The following is a 17,625-nucleotide window of genomic DNA, read 5'->3' on the forward strand; positions in this document are numbered from 1 at the left end:
GCAGTGTCCACACAGATTGTCTGATAAAAAGTAACGAGCAGAAAAACCTCTACAGGCTTGTAGCTCAGGTGGTTAGAGCGCACCCCTGATAAGGGTGAGGTCGGTGGTTCAAGTCCACTCAGGCCTACCAAATTTTCACTCATGCTGCGTTATGTTTCCGGCTCGCATAGTGAACTATGCGTCGCGAAAACATGCCTTGCCTGAGCAAAAATTGCATTTTCACTCACGTGATATGTGACTCCTTGCGAGTGGTAGTAAAAGGTTTCTGTAAGACTGTATGGGGCTATAGCTCAGCTGGGAGAGCGCCTGCCTTGCACGCAGGAGGTCAGCGGTTCGATCCCGCTTAGCTCCACCATATAGTTTTTCTAATTAAATACTTCAGAGTGTACTGGATAACAGTATGCTGCGAAGTATTATGCTCTTTAACAATCCGGAACAAGCTGAAAATTGAAACGACATGTCGTTTTCATTCTCCGTAAATAAGAATGAAATCAACGATATGTTCGAGTCTCTCAAATGCTCGCTCCTCACTAAGCTGAGGGTCGGGTGAACGGCTGAAATGCAAGGCGCACGGCGCACAGCAGCGCGGAGTGGACTTAACGTCCATGAGCAGCTGTGAGCACCGGGCAACGCCGCAGTTCAGAGGGTTCACGCGGCCAGAATCTTGTGGGTTGTGAGGTTAAGCGACTAAGCGTACACGGTGGATGCCTAGGCAGTCAGAGGCGATGAAGGGCGTGCTAATCTGCGATAAGCGTCGGTAAGGTGATATGAACCGCAACAGCCGACGATACCCGAATGGGGAAACCCAGTGTGCTCCGGCACACTATCATGTCATGAATACATAGTGGCATGAGGCGAACCGGGGGAACTGAAACATCTAAGTACCCCGAGGAAAAGAAATCACCGAGATTCCCCCAGTAGCGGCGAGCGAACGGGGAACAGCCCAGAACCTGAATCAGTTTGTGCATTAGTGGAAGCGTCTGGAAAGTCGCAGGGTACAGGGTGATACTCCCGTACACAAAAATGCACTTGCTGTGAGTTCGATGAGTAGGGCGGGACACGTGACATCCTGTCTGAATATGGGGGACCATCCTCCAAGGCTAAATACTCCTGACTGACCGATAGTGAACCAGTACCGTGAGGGAAAGGCGAAAAGAACCCCGGCGAGGGGAGTGAAAAAGAACCTGAAACCGTGTACGTACAAGCAGTGGGAGCACCTTCGTGGTGTGACTGCGTACCTTTTGTATAATGGGTCAGCGACTTATATTCTGTAGCAAGGTTAACCGTATAGGGGAGCCGCAGGGAAACCGAGTCTTAACTGGGCGTTAAGTTGCAGGGTATAGACCCGAAACCCGGTGATCTAGCCATGGGCAGGTTGAAGGTTGGGTAACACTAACTGGAGGACCGAACCGACTAATGTTGAAAAATTAGCGGATGACTTGTGGCTGGGGGTGAAAGGCCAATCAAACCGGGAGATAGCTGGTTCTCCCCGAAAGCTATTTAGGTAGCGCCTCGTGAACTCATCTCCGGGGGTAGAGCACTGTTTCGGCTAGGGGGCCATCCCGGCTTACCAACCCGATGCAAACTGCGAATACCGGAGAATGTTATCACGGGAGACACACGGCGGGTGCTAACGTCCGTCGTGAAGAGGGAAACAACCCAGACCGCCAGCTAAGGTCCCAAAGTCATGGTTAAGTGGGAAACGATGTGGGAAGGCACAGACAGCCAGGATGTTGGCTTAGAAGCAGCCATCATTTAAAGAAAGCGTAATAGCTCACTGGTCGAGTCGGCCTGCGCGGAAGATGTAACGGGGCTAAACCATGCACCGAAGCTGCGGCAGCGATACGCAAGTATTGTTGGGTAGGGGAGCGTTCTGTAAGCCGTCGAAGGTGGCCTGTGAGGGCTGCTGGAGGTATCAGAAGTGCGAATGCTGACATAAGTAACGATAAAGCGGGTGAAAAGCCCGCTCGCCGGAAGACCAAGGGTTCCTGTCCAACGTTAATCGGGGCAGGGTGAGTCGACCCCTAAGGCGAGGCCGAAAGGCGTAGTCGATGGGAAACGGGTTAATATTCCCGTACTGGGTGTTACTGCGAAGGGGGGACGGAGAAGGCTATGTTAGCCGGGCGACGGTTGTCCCGGTTTAAGCATGTAGGCTTGAGTTCCAGGCAAATCCGGAACTCTTTAAGGCTGAGGTGTGATGACGAGGCACTACGGTGCTGAAGTAACAAATGCCCTGCTTCCAGGAAAAGCCTCTAAGCATCAGGTAACATCAATCGTACCCCAAACCGACACAGGTGGTCAGGTAGAGAATACCAAGGCGCTTGAGAGAACTCGGGTGAAGGAACTAGGCAAAATGGTGCCGTAACTTCGGGAGAAGGCACGCTGGCGCGTAGGTGAAGGGACTTGCTCCCGGAGCTGAAGCCAGTCGAAGATACCAGCTGGCTGCAACTGTTTATTAAAAACACAGCACTGTGCAAACACGAAAGTGGACGTATACGGTGTGACGCCTGCCCGGTGCCGGAAGGTTAATTGATGGGGTTATCCGCAAGGAGAAGCTCTTGATCGAAGCCCCGGTAAACGGCGGCCGTAACTATAACGGTCCTAAGGTAGCGAAATTCCTTGTCGGGTAAGTTCCGACCTGCACGAATGGCGTAATGATGGCCAGGCTGTCTCCACCCGAGACTCAGTGAAATTGAACTCGCTGTGAAGATGCAGTGTACCCGCGGCAAGACGGAAAGACCCCGTGAACCTTTACTACAGCTTGACACTGAACATTGAGCCTTGATGTGTAGGATAGGTGGGAGGCTTGAAGCGTGGACGCCAGTCTGCGTGGAGCCAACCTTGAAATACCACCCTTTAACGTTTGATGTTCTAACCTGGCGCCGTGATCCGGCGTGGGGACAGTGTCTGGTGGGTAGTTTGACTGGGGCGGTCTCCTCCTAAAGAGTAACGGAGGAGCACGAAGGTCAGCTAATCACGGTCGGACATCGTGAGGTTAGTGCAATGGCATAAGCTGGCTTGACTGCGAGAGTGACGGCTCGAGCAGGTGCGAAAGCAGGTCATAGTGATCCGGTGGTTCTGAATGGAAGGGCCATCGCTCAACGGATAAAAGGTACTCCGGGGATAACAGGCTGATACCGCCCAAGAGTTCATATCGACGGCGGTGTTTGGCACCTCGATGTCGGCTCATCACATCCTGGGGCTGAAGTAGGTCCCAAGGGTACGGCTGTTCGCCGTTTAAAGTGGTACGCGAGCTGGGTTTAGAACGTCGTGAGACAGTTCGGTCCCTATCTGCCGTGGGCGCTGGAGAATTGAGAGGGGTTGCTCCTAGTACGAGAGGACCGGAGTGAACGCACCACTGGTGTTCGGGTTGTCATGCCAATGGCATTGCCCGGTAGCTAAGTGCGGAAAAGATAAGCGCTGAAAGCATCTAAGCGCGAAACTTGCCTCGAGATGAATTCTCCCTGGGTCCTTGAGATCCCTGAAGGGACGTTGAAGACTACGACGTTGATAGGCCGGGTGTGTAAGCGCAGCGATGCGTTGAGCTAACCGGTACTAATGACCCGTGAGGCTTAACCTTACAACGCCAGAAGCGTTCTGGTGAGCGTTATGAGAGACGCGAAGACAATTTTCAGCCTGTACCGGATAAGAATTAGCGGAAACGAAAGATTTTGTGCTGATGCAAGGCGGCAAACGCAGGAAAGGAAGGAGCATACATGAGTATGTGACTGACTTTGCCAGCGCAGCCAACGCAGCAGGCGTGCAAAATATTCGTTTCATGCGCAAAGAATTTGCCTGGCGGCTTTAGCGCGGTGGTCCCACCTGACCCCATGCCGAACTCAGAAGTGAAACGCCGTAGCGCCGATGGTAGTGTGGGGTCTCCCCATGCGAGAGTAGGGAACTGCCAGGCATCAAATAAGGAAAGAACCCCGACCGAAAGGCCGGGGTTTTTTTTCGTCTGTTGTTTGTCGGTGAGCTGCTCTTCAGTAGGACAGATGCGCCGGGAGCGCATCTGAACGGCGCGCAGCGCCGGCCCGTAGGGTGGCCCACAGGGAAGTGGGCCATAAACTGCCAGGCATCAAACGAAGAAAGAACCCCGACCGTAAGGTTGGGGTTTTTTTTCGTCTGTTGTTTTTCCGCTATGCCACTAATCTATTATTGGCCAAGGTTCCATAAGGCATAACCAGTAGCAGCACCCGCTATATCCCAGGTAAAATCCTTCCAGCTCCATCCGGTTCCACCTTGCCTGCTGTCGTACAGCTCTTTAGCTGCTCCCAGGCTAATGGCAAACATCACACCGAAGCTGCCGCTATGGCCTTCACTCCAGTTCTGATGTTCGCCATAGGCGCTACCAGCGGCGGCAAGAAATGCTGAAGAGAGAAAATGCTGGGCTTTATCCCGCCCTGTCCACTCATCCTGAGCCATGTGGGTGCAACCGCTACAAAACAGCAGGAGCGCCAGTACACTGAAACGCATTATCAACTCCTGTAAAAAAGCCCCGTCTTAGCGGGGCCAGATATTCTGATTATAATGGATTACAGTATGCGGCTGATTAGCCGATCGATACGAATACGGCGTAATCGACGGATCAATTTACGCACTTTTATCGGGTAGTCTGCGATACTTTCCAGATCGTGGAAATGCTGCACCGTACTGGTATGTTCGCGGATCAGGCTGAGTTCACGATCGCGCTGCTCTGCTAACTGCTGGAGCGGATCGTGAATCAGCACCGCATTTTCCAGATCCAGCCGCCATGCGCGCGGGTTCAGGTTATTTCCCGTCACCATAATCCACTCATCATCGACCCACAGCCCTTTCAGGTGGTAGCTGTTCTCGCCATCTTTCCATAAGCGCACCGTAAGCTGCCCGCTATTGACGTAATATTGCAGGCGGCTGAGGAAGCGACGCAGGTTAATTTCATACAGATAAGGCAGCGCACCGATAATTTTGAATGGCTGATCTTCCGGAATATAGAAGTCATTAGCGGTTTTATCGCCGACAATAATCTCCACCTCTTTACCCTGCCGCAATAAGTAGATGATATTACGCACCAGAATGGCGGGAAGATTAAAGTAAGGCGTGCAGATGATGAGCTTTTGCTCGGCGCAGGGCATCAGATGGTAGATAGTTTTGTTCAGCAGACTACGCTTGCCAAGGCCAACCAGCGGTGTAACGGCCAGCTCTTCGTTATTGGCGTCTCCGTGAAACTGGTAGTCAAAACCTCGTAAATCTTGCCGGAACTGACGGGTTTCATTTTTAATTTCCGGGCTTTTCGGCCGCTCAACCTGGTCAAGACGATTGACCGCTTCGGCCTGGATCAGATTGGTTTCAATCCAGTCAAACATGGTATCTGCCAGCGTACGGTTACCGATCAGCTGATAGCGATCGTAACGATATTTGTCCTGCTGGTGCAGATATACATCGTTAAAACTTGCTCCGGTATACAGCACGGTATCATCAATGATGGAACCCTTCAGGTGTAATACGCCAAGCGCTTCGCGCGTATTCACCGGGATACCATATACCGGAATAGCAAGGCCGGGATGTCGGGATGCCATATCACAATACCAGTCGGCATTGGTTGATCCGGCGGCTGCGCCAATACGCCCACGCTGGGCACGATGCCAGTCTACCAGTACACGAATATCCAGCTCAGGACGCTGCTGTTTAGCTGCATAGAGCGCAGAAAGTATTGCGCGGCCACCCTCATCATTTTCCAGATAAAGAGCCACTATGCAGATTCGCCGGGTGGCAGACGCGATTTTTTTCAGCAGCGTCTCACGAAACTCTGCCGGTGAATACAGCGTGGTGAAGTCAGCAACTGACTGAGCTATCTTAGGCAGTTGTGCAAGGTGCTGTTGGTGTTTATTACGCTTAAATTTTGACAACATCACAGTGCGTTTCTTCTCTGTTCATAGAATGGCCTTTTGCCATAAAATCATGACTCTAACCGCGAATAATACCATTAGTTCGTCATGATAGTATCAGATTTACTATTTTGCAGCGTCTTCCACTCCCTGCAATTGCAGTGAAAGCCCGACGATGCCATCCTCCAGCTGTACGTCAATCGCAAATCCCAGCTTGCGCGCCAGAGTAATCATCCCTTTATTTCCCGGCATGGTAATGCCGTTAAGCTGAAGTAGTCCGTGCTGACGAGTATAGATAATCATCTTCTCAAGCAGGCGACGACCCAGCCCCAATCCTTTCAGATCGGAACGTACCAGCACTGAGAATTCCGCATCAATATTATCAGCATCGGAGATGGCCCGGGTAACACCAACGATCTCGTCGTGGCCCTGATGCTGGCGTACTGCAACGATGGCCATTTCCCGATCGTAGTCGATCTGAGTCATGTTAGCCAAATCATCGTGAGTGAACTCATTGATCTCACTAAAGTAGCGATAATAGAGGTCTTCCTTAGTGACCTGCGAGATAAACTGCTGTAACAGCGGCTCGTCTTCCGGAAGAATAGGGCGGAAGAGGCACTGCTGGCCATTCTTCAATTGCACTGCCTCCTCCAGCTCATGAGGATAAGGGCGAATCGCCAGCCGCGCTTCAGCATCTCCGCGAAACTCAGCGAGCTGTAGCGTGACATCCAGCAGGGTAAACTCATTGTGGCTGGCCAGTAACGGATGAATATCCAGTCGGACAATTTCAGGGCAGTCGACTACCAGGTTCGATACCTGAACCAGCACCTGACTAAGGCCGACAATATCCAGCGGATGAAGGGCACTGCGGCCGCGTATTTTGCCTTGTTTAATTGCCTGAATGACCAGATAGCGAGCCAGCGTCATATTCAGCGGAGGAAGGGCAATAACAGCTTGTCGATCGGCGTGCCAGGTCACTCCACCCTCTCCCAGCATGATCACCGGCCCGAATAGCGGGTCTTGTTCAACAACAATACGCAACTCCTGCGCCCCGGCACGGTTCGCCATACTTTGTACCAGCAATCCGTGGATACGCGCCTGCGGCCAGGCAAGCTTTACACGATCGATAATGGCATTAGCGGCCTGCTGTACCTCATTCGGGGTACGCAGATAGAGCATCACACCTTGCACTTCTGATTTATGCGGGATATCCGGCGAACGCAGCTTCAGCGCCACCGGGTAACCAATTTGTCCGGCAATATGAACGGCTTCTGCACTGTCGCTGGCAATCCACGTTGGCAGCGTATTCAGACCGTAGGCCTGGAGAATTGGCTGTACTTCATGTGTATCCAGCGAGGACGCACCCTCCTTTAAGGCCTGCTGAATCAGCCGATGGGCATCAGCCGTATTCGCCGTCAGGTTCGCCGGAAGGGCAGGAGTTTCACGTAGCTGTTTCTGGTTGCGCCGATATTCCACCATATGCATAAATGCGGTAACGGTACCTTCGGGGGTGCGATAGGTTGGAATACCGCCGTCATTAAACAGGCGGCGCGCTTCCAGCGAAGAGTACTCGCCGCACCAGTTGGTAAGCAGGGTAAGCTGTTTGCCACGCACATGCTCTTTTACCAATCCGATGATTTTCTGGGCAGTCAGCGTTGGTGGCGCGACAGCACTGGGCGCATGAATAATCAGTATTGCATCAAGATCGTGGCTATTGAGTAGCAGGGAGAGCGCTTGTAAATAGTGCTCCGGTGTAGCGTCATCTTTCAGATCCAGCGGATTACCCGGCGTAACACTTTCCGGTAGCAGCGCAGCCAGTTCGGTAAGTAAAGGCTCACTAAGGGTTGCCAGTTTCCCATTGCGTGCGTAAAGCGCATCCAGCGCCAGGGCTGCCGGCGCGGCACCGTTACTGATAATCATCAGCCGCTCGCCGCGCAGCGGGCGCATATGGCTGAGTGTTTCCACGGCAGAGAACAGTTCATGCGTATCCTGCACGCGCAGCAGACCCGCGCGCTGAATGGCGGCGTCCCAGGCGGCATCCATTCCACCGTTTGTTTTTAGCAGCTGCTGGGCATGAGGGCTGCGGCCGCTTTTAATCACCAGAATGGGTTTGTTACGTGAAGCACTTCGGGCGGCAGAGACAAAGCGACGGGCGTCGCTGAGATGTTCAAGATACAACAAAATAGCGCTGGTTTTACCGTCGCGAGCCAGAAAGTCCAGCAGGTCATCGGCGTCAATATCCAGACTGTCACCGAGCGCAATAAACCATGAGAATCCCAGCTGCCGCTGCTGCGCCCAGTCAAGAATAGTATTGGATACCGCAGCAGACTGGGAAATAAATGCCAGCTTACCGGCTGTAATCGGTACCGGAGAAAAACTGGCATTCAGGCCCTGCCACGGCGCGAGCAGCCCGAGGCTGTTAGGGCCAAGCAGGCGAATTTGCCAGCGGCTGGCGCAGGCTTTTAGTTCAGTAAGCTGGTCGATGGGAGCCGAGAGAATAATACAGGCTTTACAGCCGCGTTCACCTAACGCGGTAAGCAGTTCAAGATTACGTTTGGCATGGGTGCAGATAATGGCGAGATCGGGAGAGAGCGGCAGGCTGGGAATATCGGGCCACGCCAGTACGCCGCATACCGCCTGATATTTAGGCGTGACCGGCAATACCGGCCCGCTGAAGCCCCCGGCCAGCAGGTTACGCATCATCAGATATCCGGCACGTTCGGGCCGGGTGGAGGCGCCGATCACGGCAATGGATTTCGGTTTCAGCAGTGCTTCTAATCCACGTTGACTCATCTCCGCTCCCTTTGAAAATCTACCCGTTTAAGCCATTTGGGCACAGTAGTTTGAGTCTACTCCGGGTCAGGCGAAGATGCTGCGTTGCGTATCAGTTAATTGATCACAGACAGAATTTAATCATCATTTTCAGCCAGCTGCTGAAGATGATGGGGCTTCCCTGCCAGATAACGCTGGCGAAACAGATCGAAATGGCGGAACAGCGCTTCCCCTGCGCAGTCGTCACCCGCCTGCAACAGCAGTTCGGCGGCGACTTCTGCCGTGCAGTGCTGCCCTTCAGCGTGCGCCACGCGCAGCTGATAGTTGGAAGGGCGTGTCAGGGCCAAAGACATGACCGGCAGGTTGTCCAGCCAGGGGCTTTTACGAAACATTTTACGCGCTTCAGTCCAGGTACCGTCCAGCATGATAAATAGCGGAGGCTTTCCGCTGACGGGAGGCGCGTTCAATACCGGTCTGCCTGGGTCGGCATAGGATTCCGGGAAAACCACTACCGGCTGATATTGCGGGTCGCGCACCGCCTGAAGCAGCGCCGCGTCTGGTTCGGTACGTGACCAGCCAAAAGCCAGCGTATCCGGCAGAATATCGGCAATCAGTCGCCCGGTATTACTGGGTTTCATCGGTTCGCTATCAAACATGACCAGGCAAAAACGACTGCGTGCCTGCTGGGGAGTAATGGTGATGCACAGGCAATTTTTTTGCGGCAACAGGCAGCGCTGACAGCGTTTGATGCGGTTGCCCCGTGCAAGAAATGGGCGGGTGGCTCGGGCAAGGCGCGCAGCGCGCAGCAGCAGAACAGCGTTATCAGTCATGATCGTTCATCGGCGAAAAACACTATTCTATCGGAATCAGGCCGGGCATGCCCGGCCTGTTGGTTAGAGATTTTCGTCCAGCCAGGCTTCAAAAGGCGCTTTTGGCATTGCACCGTTGAGCATATCGGCCATCTGGCCCTGTTTAAACACCATGATGGTGGGAATGCTACGAATACGAAAGCGAGCGCTCAGTTCAGGTTCGGCTTCGGTATTCACCTTCAGGAAACGAATCTTACCGTTACGCTCCTGCGCCACCGCTTCATATACCGGGGCGAAGTTAACGCACGGGCCACACCAGGGCGCCCAGAAGTCGATGACCACTGGCAGATCGTCCTGCAAATATTTGTCCAGTGTGGCAGCGGTGGCACTGACCACGTGACCGTCAAACAGCTCATGACCACAGCGGCCGCATTTCGCACCGTCAGTCAGCCGTTCTGCCGGAACGCGATTGGTTGCCTGGCAGGATGCACAAACCGTATTCATTATTCACCTCGGTTCAGGAGTAAGTGATTACTTACAGCATTTTTAGTAAATCAGCCGACATTATGCTGACGAGGAGACAGGCTAACAATGTGGTTTGTTCAATGGGTATAATAGGTAATGTCTCATAACGATGTTGCGGATAAACAGCTACTGGCTTTTATTGGAAGTTGATAGCTAAGTGCTGCCACATCAGGTAATCTGCGCGCTTCGCGCTCAGGCCAGGTGGAGGAAAAATGAACGACGAATTTAAAGGTAAGAGCGGCAAGGTCAAAGTGATGTATGTCCGCGGTGATGATGAGAGCAGTAATGGCGGGAAAAATCCGCGCACCGGTAAAGGTGGTTCTCGTCCGGATGGTGAACGCCGTCCATCACGAAATGCAGACAGCAAGCCACGTGGCGGGCGCGATCGCGACGAAGGGCGTTCTGACTCTCCGTGGCGTACCGTTTCCCGTGCACCAAACGCAGCACCCGCAGCTGATGATAAGCCGGATCACGGTGGTATCAGCGGTAAAAGTTATATCGATCCAGAACAGATACGCCGTCAGCGTATGGAAGAGACGCGTGTGTATGGCGAAAATGCCTGCCAGGCGCTGTTCCAGAGCCGTCCGGAGTGCATTGTGCGTGCCTGGTTTATCCAGAGCGTAACTCCGCGCTTCCGTGAAGCGTTAAAGTATATGGCGGCCAACCGCAAGGCTTACCACACCGTTGATGAAGCCGAGCTGCAAAAGGCTTCCGGAACTGAACACCATGGTGGTGTTTGCTTCCTGATCAAAAAACGCGTGGGCATGCCCGTCAGTGAATGGCTGGCAATCGCCGGTGAGAAAGATTGTGTGCTGGCGCTGGAAGATATCGGCAACCCGCATAACCTGGGTGGCATTATGCGCAGCTGTGCGCACTTTGGCGTGAAAGGTTTGCTGGTAGATGATGCCTCCTTGCTGGAGTCGGGCGCAGCTGTGCGTACCGCAGAAGGCGGCGCAGAACATGTTCAGGCAATTAGCGGTGAAAGCTTTGCTGCCGGTCTGAGCGCGTTCCGCAAAGCAGGCTATACCATTGTGACCACATCCAGCCATAAAGGCGTACCGCTCTCAAGGGCAGAACTGCCAGCTAAAATGGTACTGGTTCTTGGTCAGGAACGTGATGGTCTGTCCGACAGCACCTTCGATCAGGGTGACCTGAGCGTTTCAATCAGCGGTACCGGTAAAGTGGAAAGCTTGAACGTTTCCGTGGCAACGGGTGTTCTGCTGGCTGAATGGTGGCGTCAAAACGCGTAAAGCAGAATAAAAAAAGAGCGGTTTGCTAATCCGCTCTGTGAACATTCTGTGCAGGGCGATCGTTGATTCGGTCGCCCTTTTTTTATACCTGCGACTTAGTGAGCACCGCCGCCGCCGCTACCAGCTCCAAACGGTGGACGTGCGAACCACACCAGAATCAGCAGCACCAGGAAGACCCCCGCAGACGCCCAGAAGATCTCGTTGGCTGAGATAATCAGCCCCTGATTAGTGATCTGCTGTGCAAGGTAGGCCGATGCCTGTTCGTGCGACATGCCCATTTGCTCCAGCTTCGCATACATCTGCTGTGCGTTCGCGTTGTATGGCGTAACTGATTCCGTCAGCTGTGCATGGTGCAACGACTCACGATTAGTCCACATGGTTGTGGTAATCGAGGTACCAATCGAACCTGCCAGCGTTCGGGTAAAGTTCGACAGACTGGAAGCCGCCGCCAGCCTTTCCGGAGGCAGCCCCGAGAGCGTGATGGTGGTCAGAGGCATAAAGAAGCAGGCCACTGCAAAGCCCTGGATAAATTGCGGCCAGGCCGACGCACCAAAATCCATACCCGGTTCAAAGGTATAGGCACGCCAGTAGAAGCACACCGCATACATGATGAAGCTGAAGCTCACCAGCCGCCGCATATCCAGCTTATGCGCAAAGCGACCGATAATCGGCGACAGGATCACCGGAATAATTCCGACGGGCGCCGATGCCAGCCCTGCCCAGGTGGCCGTGTAGCCGTATACCTCCTGCAACAGCTGCGGCAGAAGGACGATCGAGCCAAAATAGAGCATATAGGCAAGGCTTATCGACAGACAGCCGATGGTAAAGTTGCGCGATTTAAATAGCGACAGATCGACAATCGGGTGATCGTCGGTCAACTCCCACACCAGTAGCACCGCCAGGGCTACGACGGCTATCACCGTTAATGTAATAATTTCCGGGGAACTGAACCAGTCCAGCTCTTTACCGCGATCCAGCATCACCTGCAGGCAACCAATACCCACCACCAGCAAGACCAGACCGACGGTATCGATTGGACGGATGACGGTGGCAGTTTCGCGGTTGCGCAGCGTCTGAAATGCCAGCAGCACGACGACCACACCAATCGGTACGTTGATAAAGAAGATCCATCCCCAGTGATAGTTATCACTGATCCAGCCGCCGAGGATCGGGCCACAAATCGGGGCAACGATCACCGTCATCGCCCATAGCGATAGCGCCACACTACGCTTGGCCGGAGGATAGTTATTTAGCAGCAGGCTCTGCGATAGCGGGATCAGCGGGCCTGCGACGATACCCTGGATTACGCGGAAGAAGATCAGCATGCTCAGGCTTTCGGACATGCCGCACAGCCATGAAGCGACGACAAACGCCACCGTCGACCACAGAAACAGTTTCACTTCCCCGAAACGCTTGGCCAGCCAGCCGGTGATCGGAATTGAAATGGCATTCGCCACGCCAAATGAGGTGATCACCCAGGTGCCCTGAGAGTTAGAGGCTCCCAGGTTCCCGGCAATGGTGGGGATCGCCACGTTAGCAATCGTGGAGTCCAGCACCTGCATAAAAGTAGCCAGCGACAGCGCAATGGTCATCAGAACCAGCTGCGTGCCTTCAAGCGGTTTACGCGCCATAACAGTCTCCCGCCGAGTTAGCCGGCATTGGCACGGATGATATCGGCAATCAGCTGATTCGCTGGTGCCAGATCCAGCGCCAGTGCATCGCTCTCATATGCGGGTTTACTGCGCACGCTGGTGGCAAGAACTGCACCCTCACTGTTGCTGGTATCGACTTTGACCAGCGTCGACAGGCCGATACGTAGCGGATGTTTTGCCACTTCCTGCGGATCAAGTTCAATACGTACAGGAAGACGCTGAACGACTTTGATCCAGTTGCCCGTAGCATTTTGCGCTGGCAGCAGTGAGAACACACTCCCGGTGCCCATATCCAGGCCGACCACTTTACCGTGGTAAACCACGTCATCGCCGTAGATATCGCTGATCACCGTTGCTGGCTGACCGATGCGTACGCCAGCCAGCTGTGTCTCTTTAAAGTTGGCATCAACCCAGAGATTATCAGCAGGCACAATCGCCAGTAACGGCGTCGTGGTACCAATTTGTGAGCCTACCTGCACGCTACGACGTGATATATAGCCATCAATCGGGCTGATGATATTAGTACGCTGTAGTGCAAGCCAGGCATCACGCAGTGCCGCGGCATTCTGTTTCACTGCTGGTTGATTTTCCAGCGAGGTATCAAGGATCATCGCCTGATTAGCGTTGTATTGCTGCGTCGCCACATCAAGCTGTGCTTTTGCTGTGGTGACAGCATCGCGGGCATGTTGCAGGTCTTCTTTGCCGATCAGGTTTGATGCGCCCAGGGGCTCGCGACGGCGTAAATCCGCCTGAGCCTGTTCGAGCGCGGTTTTCTGCAACGCGATAGAGGCCTGATACTGCCTGCTGTTAATAATCAGCTGATGCGTCTGACGTACGCTGGTGGCCAGTGCTGTTTGTGCTTTCTCAAAAGCCTGTTCAGCATCGGTACGATCCAGCGTTACCAGCACATCCCCTTTTTTCACAAAGTCAGTATCGTCAAACCACACCTTATTAACGCTGCCGGATACCTGCGCCATCACCTGCGCCTGATTGCCTGCTACGTAGGCATCATCTGTTTCCTGGAAATGACGCAATACCAGGAACCAGTAAGTCAGATAAGCCACCCCGATAATAACGAACACGACAGCCAGAAAAATCAGTGCATTTTTGCGCGTCTTTTTCTTCTTTCCTGGCTGCTGCGGGTCTTGTGTCACCGCGCTTGCACTCATGATGTTCTCCTGATTCTCTTGCCATTCGGGCGTGCTATCACCATGGTTTATGATCGCCCGAGTCTAAAATGCCAGCGGGGTTAGCGCTGGCATAAATAAATTTACAGGGGGCTTAAAGTAGCGATTTCCAAAAAATGGTGTGTCGCACAATATGCTATTAGTGGAACAATTATCTGGAAAGAGAGGCGACGACTTGCTCTTCATCCATTTTATCAAGTCTGTTCAGAAGCTTACGGGTGATTCCTTCAAGCTGTGTTTTTTCCGATGCGCTTAATGCCGACCACAACAGCTGCAAACACTGATGCTGTGGTGGTAAGAGCTGACGCAGGAATTCATGGCCTTTTGGCGTCAGATGCAGGTGCAGACAGCGGCGGTCGTTATCGCTTTCACGACGTTCGATCCAGCCGCGCTTTTCCAGTTCATCGGCAATACGCGTAGCGTTGGTTCGGGATGACCCCAGAGCGGAACTCAATTCCGAAGGCTGAATGCTGTGATCTTCCTGCGCATCCAGCGTAATTAATGCCATAAACAGCGTTTCGTTGATCCCCTGCGCTTTCAGCATCTTGTTGCGGTTTTCCAGCAACTTACTTTGCATATGCATGCAAAGACGGGTCAGCATAATTTCCTGTAACGGGAAATCTTTCTGACGATTAGCACGAAAATTCAGCATCTGTTCAATGGGAGTAAACGAACTTTCCATTATGTAGGAACCTCACTAGTTGCAACTGGTATAATAACGATGATGATTAATAAGTAATGCCACTTTTTATGCAGACGGTGAAATATTCACGGTACGGCCGCCATCATCAGTAGTTTCCAGGTCACTCCATAACCCAGGGCGCTTAACAGCATTGAAACAACATTGCTGCGCGTAAAATAGAAGGGTGATACCCGACAAGCCGAAGCCTGGCAGGGGTGGCAAAAAAGGGGCGTGATGCGCGCGAGTATCGGGCAGGTTTGATACCACCCATGCCAGTTGAGGTGGGTTATATTTTCATTCATAACCATGCCTTGTCGCTCAAACATGAGACAATGTTACTCTGCTGTTACTGAATAATTTCATCTGAAAACATAACCGACCTGAATAAATTGCGCCTAACCTTACCAGAGTACGAAAAGTCTTAACAGGCGGCAGGCGTTGAAAAAACTTCATTTTCTTCGCAAAAAATCAATGTGCTTCTGACTCATACACATGGCCTTTCCACCAAAAAAATAGATTAACGACGGTTAACAGAGCGCCCGCCGCGCAGACGCCATACCAGCCAGCAGCCTGAAACGCTGATGCAGATAACAGTGAACCGGCTGCTCCGCCGATGAAATAGCTGGTCATATACCCGGCAGTCAACCGGTTACGCGCTTCTGGCATATGACGATAGATCACACTCTGATTGGTAATATGCACACCCTGTACCGCAAGGTCGAGTAGGATAATCCCGAAAATAAGGGCGACTAAGGAGTTTGCTCCCAGTGCGGTCAACCCCCAGGAAGCCAGCAGAATCAGCAAACCTGCGCTGGTGGTCTGACGGGCTTTGCCTTTATCTGCCAGTGAACCGGCCTGACGTGCCGCCAGTGCCCCCGCCGCGCCTACCAGGCCCAGCAGGCCTATCTCACCTTCGGAATAGTTCCACTCAGGCGATGAGAGTAAAAATGCCATTGAGGTCCAGAGCACGCTGAAATTGGCAAACGCCAGGCAGCCAATAATGGCCCGGGTACGCAGTATCGGATGCTGTGCGTACAGGGTAAAAATGGAGCGCAGCAGTTGACCATAGTTCAACGGAACCGATTGCTTATAGCGCGGAAGCCAGCGCCACAGAGCCATTGCCATCAGCACCATCAGTACGCTGGCCACCCAATAGACCGTTCTCCAGCCGCCTAACTGCGCCAGCCCGCCAGCGACGGTACGTGCCAGCAGGATCCCCAGCAGTAAACCACTCATCACGGTGCCGACCACTTTGCCGCGCTTTTCAGGAGCAGCGAGGGTCGCTGCCAGCGGTACCAGAATTTGTGCTACTACCGAAAACAGTCCTGTCAGCACCGTTCCCAGCAGCATCATCGCTAGCGAAGAGGACAGTGCAGTAATCACCATTCCTCCCGCAGCCAGCAGACTCATAATGACGATCAATCCCCGGCGCTCCAGCATATCGCCGAGCGGTACCAGCAGCAGCAGCCCTGCGGCGTAACCTAACTGCGCGGTGGTGACAATAAAGCCTGCCTGATGAAATGACAGCGCAAAAGTCTGCGCAATAGTTGCCAGCAGCGGCTGTACATAGTAATTACAGGCAACGGAGAGGCCGGTGGCGATCGACATCAGGGCAACCAGTGCAGGATTAAGTCCGGGACGGGGGGATTTCATAACAACCAATATGAGTGTGAGAATTATCTTAGTGCCTAATAATAACCTAAAAAACTATTTCACTCACATGATTATTGACAGGACAAACCAGTTAGCGCCTTGAAATGGGCCAGTCTGAATGCCGCTTCATCAATGTTTCTGCCATAAAAAAAAGGGGCGAACCAGTAGATGGTCGCCCCTGCATTCAATCCAGTAACAGATAGGTTTACTGGTTGTTATTTACCGGCAGCCAGCGCCTCTTTTACCCAGCCATCGAACTGTGCCTGGTGCGCTTTAATCCAGCCATCAACGTGTGCGTTAATATCTGCGTCAGAAGACTGTCCCTGATGCATGCGTGAGTTCTGCGCATTGATATCGGCAATTGGCAGTTTCATCTCCGCGAACAGTTTTGCTGCTGCCGGGTTTTTCTCAGCCCAGGCTTTGTTGGCAACAATATGCATGGTGTTCACCGGGAAACCGTAGTTCGCGCCGTTAGGCAGTTTGGTATCCACATCTTTCTGTTCGCCAGGCATCGCAGAGAATGGCACCTGCAACCAAACGACGTCACGACCAGGAACCAGCACGTCGCTTACCCAGTACGGAGTCCAGGTATAGTAGAGGATCGGTTTACCTTCTTTATAGCGGGTGATGGTGTCGGCGATCATCGCCGAGTAGTTACCCTGGTTATGCTCAACGGTTTTACTCAGGTCGAAGGCATTGATCTGGTGGTTGATCACCGCCTCGCAGCCCCAGCCCGGTGCACAGCCGGTCATATCAGCTTTACCATCACCATTGGTATCAAACAGCTTCGCCAGCTTTGGATCTTTTAGCTGATCAATACGCGTAATGTGGTATTTCTGCGCAGTTTTCTTATCAATCAGATAGCCCTGGGCCGCACCTTGCACGTAGGTTCCCTGGCGCAACAATTTAGCATCGCCCCCGGCAGCCTTATACATATCATCGTGCAGTGGCTTCCAGTTGGTCGCGATAAAGGTGGCATCGCCGGAGGCCAGGGAGGTATAGGCAACGTTATAGTCGACTTCGCTTGGCTCTTCTACGGTATAGCCCAGTTTGGTAAGCGCACGGCTCACCAGCAGGGTCTGGAAAGTTTCTTCTGTAATGGTGCTCTGAACGGGTTTAACCGTAATGCCTTTACCAGGCAGATCGGCGGCGGATACCTGTACGGCAGCAAGCGTAGTAAACGCGGCGGCCAGCAGTGTAATTTTTCGCATAGTCATGAGTACCTTCT

Annotated in this window: 11 protein-coding genes, 2 tRNA genes and 2 rRNA genes; 5 read left to right on the forward strand and 10 right to left on the reverse strand. The window is 53.1% G+C overall.

The window, feature by feature from the left end:
• Positions 1-53: 53 nt before the first annotated feature.
• The 4 genes from GN242_RS04690 to rrf all read left to right on the forward strand — a co-directional run bounded on the left by GN242_RS04690 (position 54) and on the right by rrf (position 3,910).
• Positions 54-130, forward strand: a tRNA-Ile gene (locus tag GN242_RS04690).
• Positions 131-279: 149 nt separating this feature from the next.
• A tRNA-Ala gene (locus tag GN242_RS04695) sits at positions 280-355 on the forward strand.
• A 322-nt stretch (positions 356-677) separates the two neighbouring features.
• A 23S ribosomal RNA gene (locus GN242_RS04700) occupies positions 678-3,580 on the forward strand.
• Positions 3,581-3,794: 214 nt separating this feature from the next.
• Positions 3,795-3,910, forward strand: a 5S ribosomal RNA gene (gene rrf, locus GN242_RS04705).
• A 245-nt stretch (positions 3,911-4,155) separates the two neighbouring features.
• Here the strand turns inward: rrf and GN242_RS04710 are convergent.
• The 5 genes from GN242_RS04710 to trxC form a co-directional block, all read right to left on the reverse strand.
• Positions 4,156-4,476 (reverse strand): YfiM family lipoprotein, encoded by a 321-nt coding sequence (locus GN242_RS04710; RefSeq protein WP_154753706.1) that lies wholly within the window; start codon positions 4,474-4,476, stop codon positions 4,156-4,158.
• A 59-nt stretch (positions 4,477-4,535) separates the two neighbouring features.
• Positions 4,536-5,891: a CDP-diacylglycerol--serine O-phosphatidyltransferase gene (gene pssA, locus GN242_RS04715; RefSeq protein WP_154753886.1), complete on the reverse strand. Its 1,356-nt coding sequence runs from the start codon at positions 5,889-5,891 to the stop codon at positions 4,536-4,538.
• A gap of 102 nt (positions 5,892-5,993) precedes the next feature.
• Entirely contained in the window at positions 5,994-8,660 is a 2,667-nt protein-coding gene (locus GN242_RS04720) for a bifunctional acetate--CoA ligase family protein/GNAT family N-acetyltransferase (RefSeq protein ID WP_154753707.1), read from the reverse strand.
• Between the two features lie 116 nt (positions 8,661-8,776).
• Positions 8,777-9,469, reverse strand: coding sequence for a tRNA-uridine aminocarboxypropyltransferase (locus tag GN242_RS04725; RefSeq protein WP_156286984.1), 693 nt, complete (start codon positions 9,467-9,469; stop codon positions 8,777-8,779).
• A gap of 63 nt (positions 9,470-9,532) precedes the next feature.
• Positions 9,533-9,952 (reverse strand): thioredoxin TrxC, encoded by a 420-nt coding sequence (gene trxC, locus GN242_RS04730; protein WP_156286985.1) that lies wholly within the window; start codon positions 9,950-9,952, stop codon positions 9,533-9,535.
• 233 nt (positions 9,953-10,185) lie between these two features.
• Here trxC and GN242_RS04735 point away from each other — a divergent pair, with 233 nt between their 5' ends.
• Entirely contained in the window at positions 10,186-11,223 is a 1,038-nt protein-coding gene (locus tag GN242_RS04735) for a tRNA/rRNA methyltransferase (RefSeq protein ID WP_154753710.1), read from the forward strand.
• A gap of 95 nt (positions 11,224-11,318) precedes the next feature.
• On the opposite strand, the gene emrB is transcribed toward GN242_RS04735, so the two are convergent.
• From emrB to proX, 5 genes are all read right to left on the reverse strand, one after another.
• On the reverse strand, positions 11,319-12,854 hold the full coding sequence (gene emrB / locus GN242_RS04740) for a multidrug efflux MFS transporter permease subunit EmrB (protein ID WP_154753711.1): 1,536 nt from the start codon (positions 12,852-12,854) through the stop codon (positions 11,319-11,321).
• 17 nt (positions 12,855-12,871) lie between these two features.
• On the reverse strand, positions 12,872-14,044 hold the full coding sequence (gene emrA / locus GN242_RS04745) for a multidrug efflux MFS transporter periplasmic adaptor subunit EmrA (RefSeq protein WP_154753712.1): 1,173 nt from the start codon (positions 14,042-14,044) through the stop codon (positions 12,872-12,874).
• A gap of 169 nt (positions 14,045-14,213) precedes the next feature.
• Positions 14,214-14,744 (reverse strand): transcriptional repressor MprA, encoded by a 531-nt coding sequence (gene mprA / locus GN242_RS04750; RefSeq protein WP_154753713.1) that lies wholly within the window; start codon positions 14,742-14,744, stop codon positions 14,214-14,216.
• A 468-nt stretch (positions 14,745-15,212) separates the two neighbouring features.
• Entirely contained in the window at positions 15,213-16,397 is a 1,185-nt protein-coding gene (locus GN242_RS04755; protein WP_156286986.1) for an MFS transporter, read from the reverse strand.
• A gap of 215 nt (positions 16,398-16,612) precedes the next feature.
• A complete protein-coding gene (gene proX / locus GN242_RS04760; RefSeq protein WP_154753887.1) occupies positions 16,613-17,608 on the reverse strand; it encodes a glycine betaine/L-proline ABC transporter substrate-binding protein ProX in 996 nt (331 codons plus the stop codon).
• Positions 17,609-17,625: the final 17 nt, after the last annotated feature.

The organism is Erwinia sorbitola (assembly GCF_009738185.1).
Lineage (GTDB): Bacteria > Pseudomonadota > Gammaproteobacteria > Enterobacterales > Enterobacteriaceae > Erwinia > Erwinia sorbitola.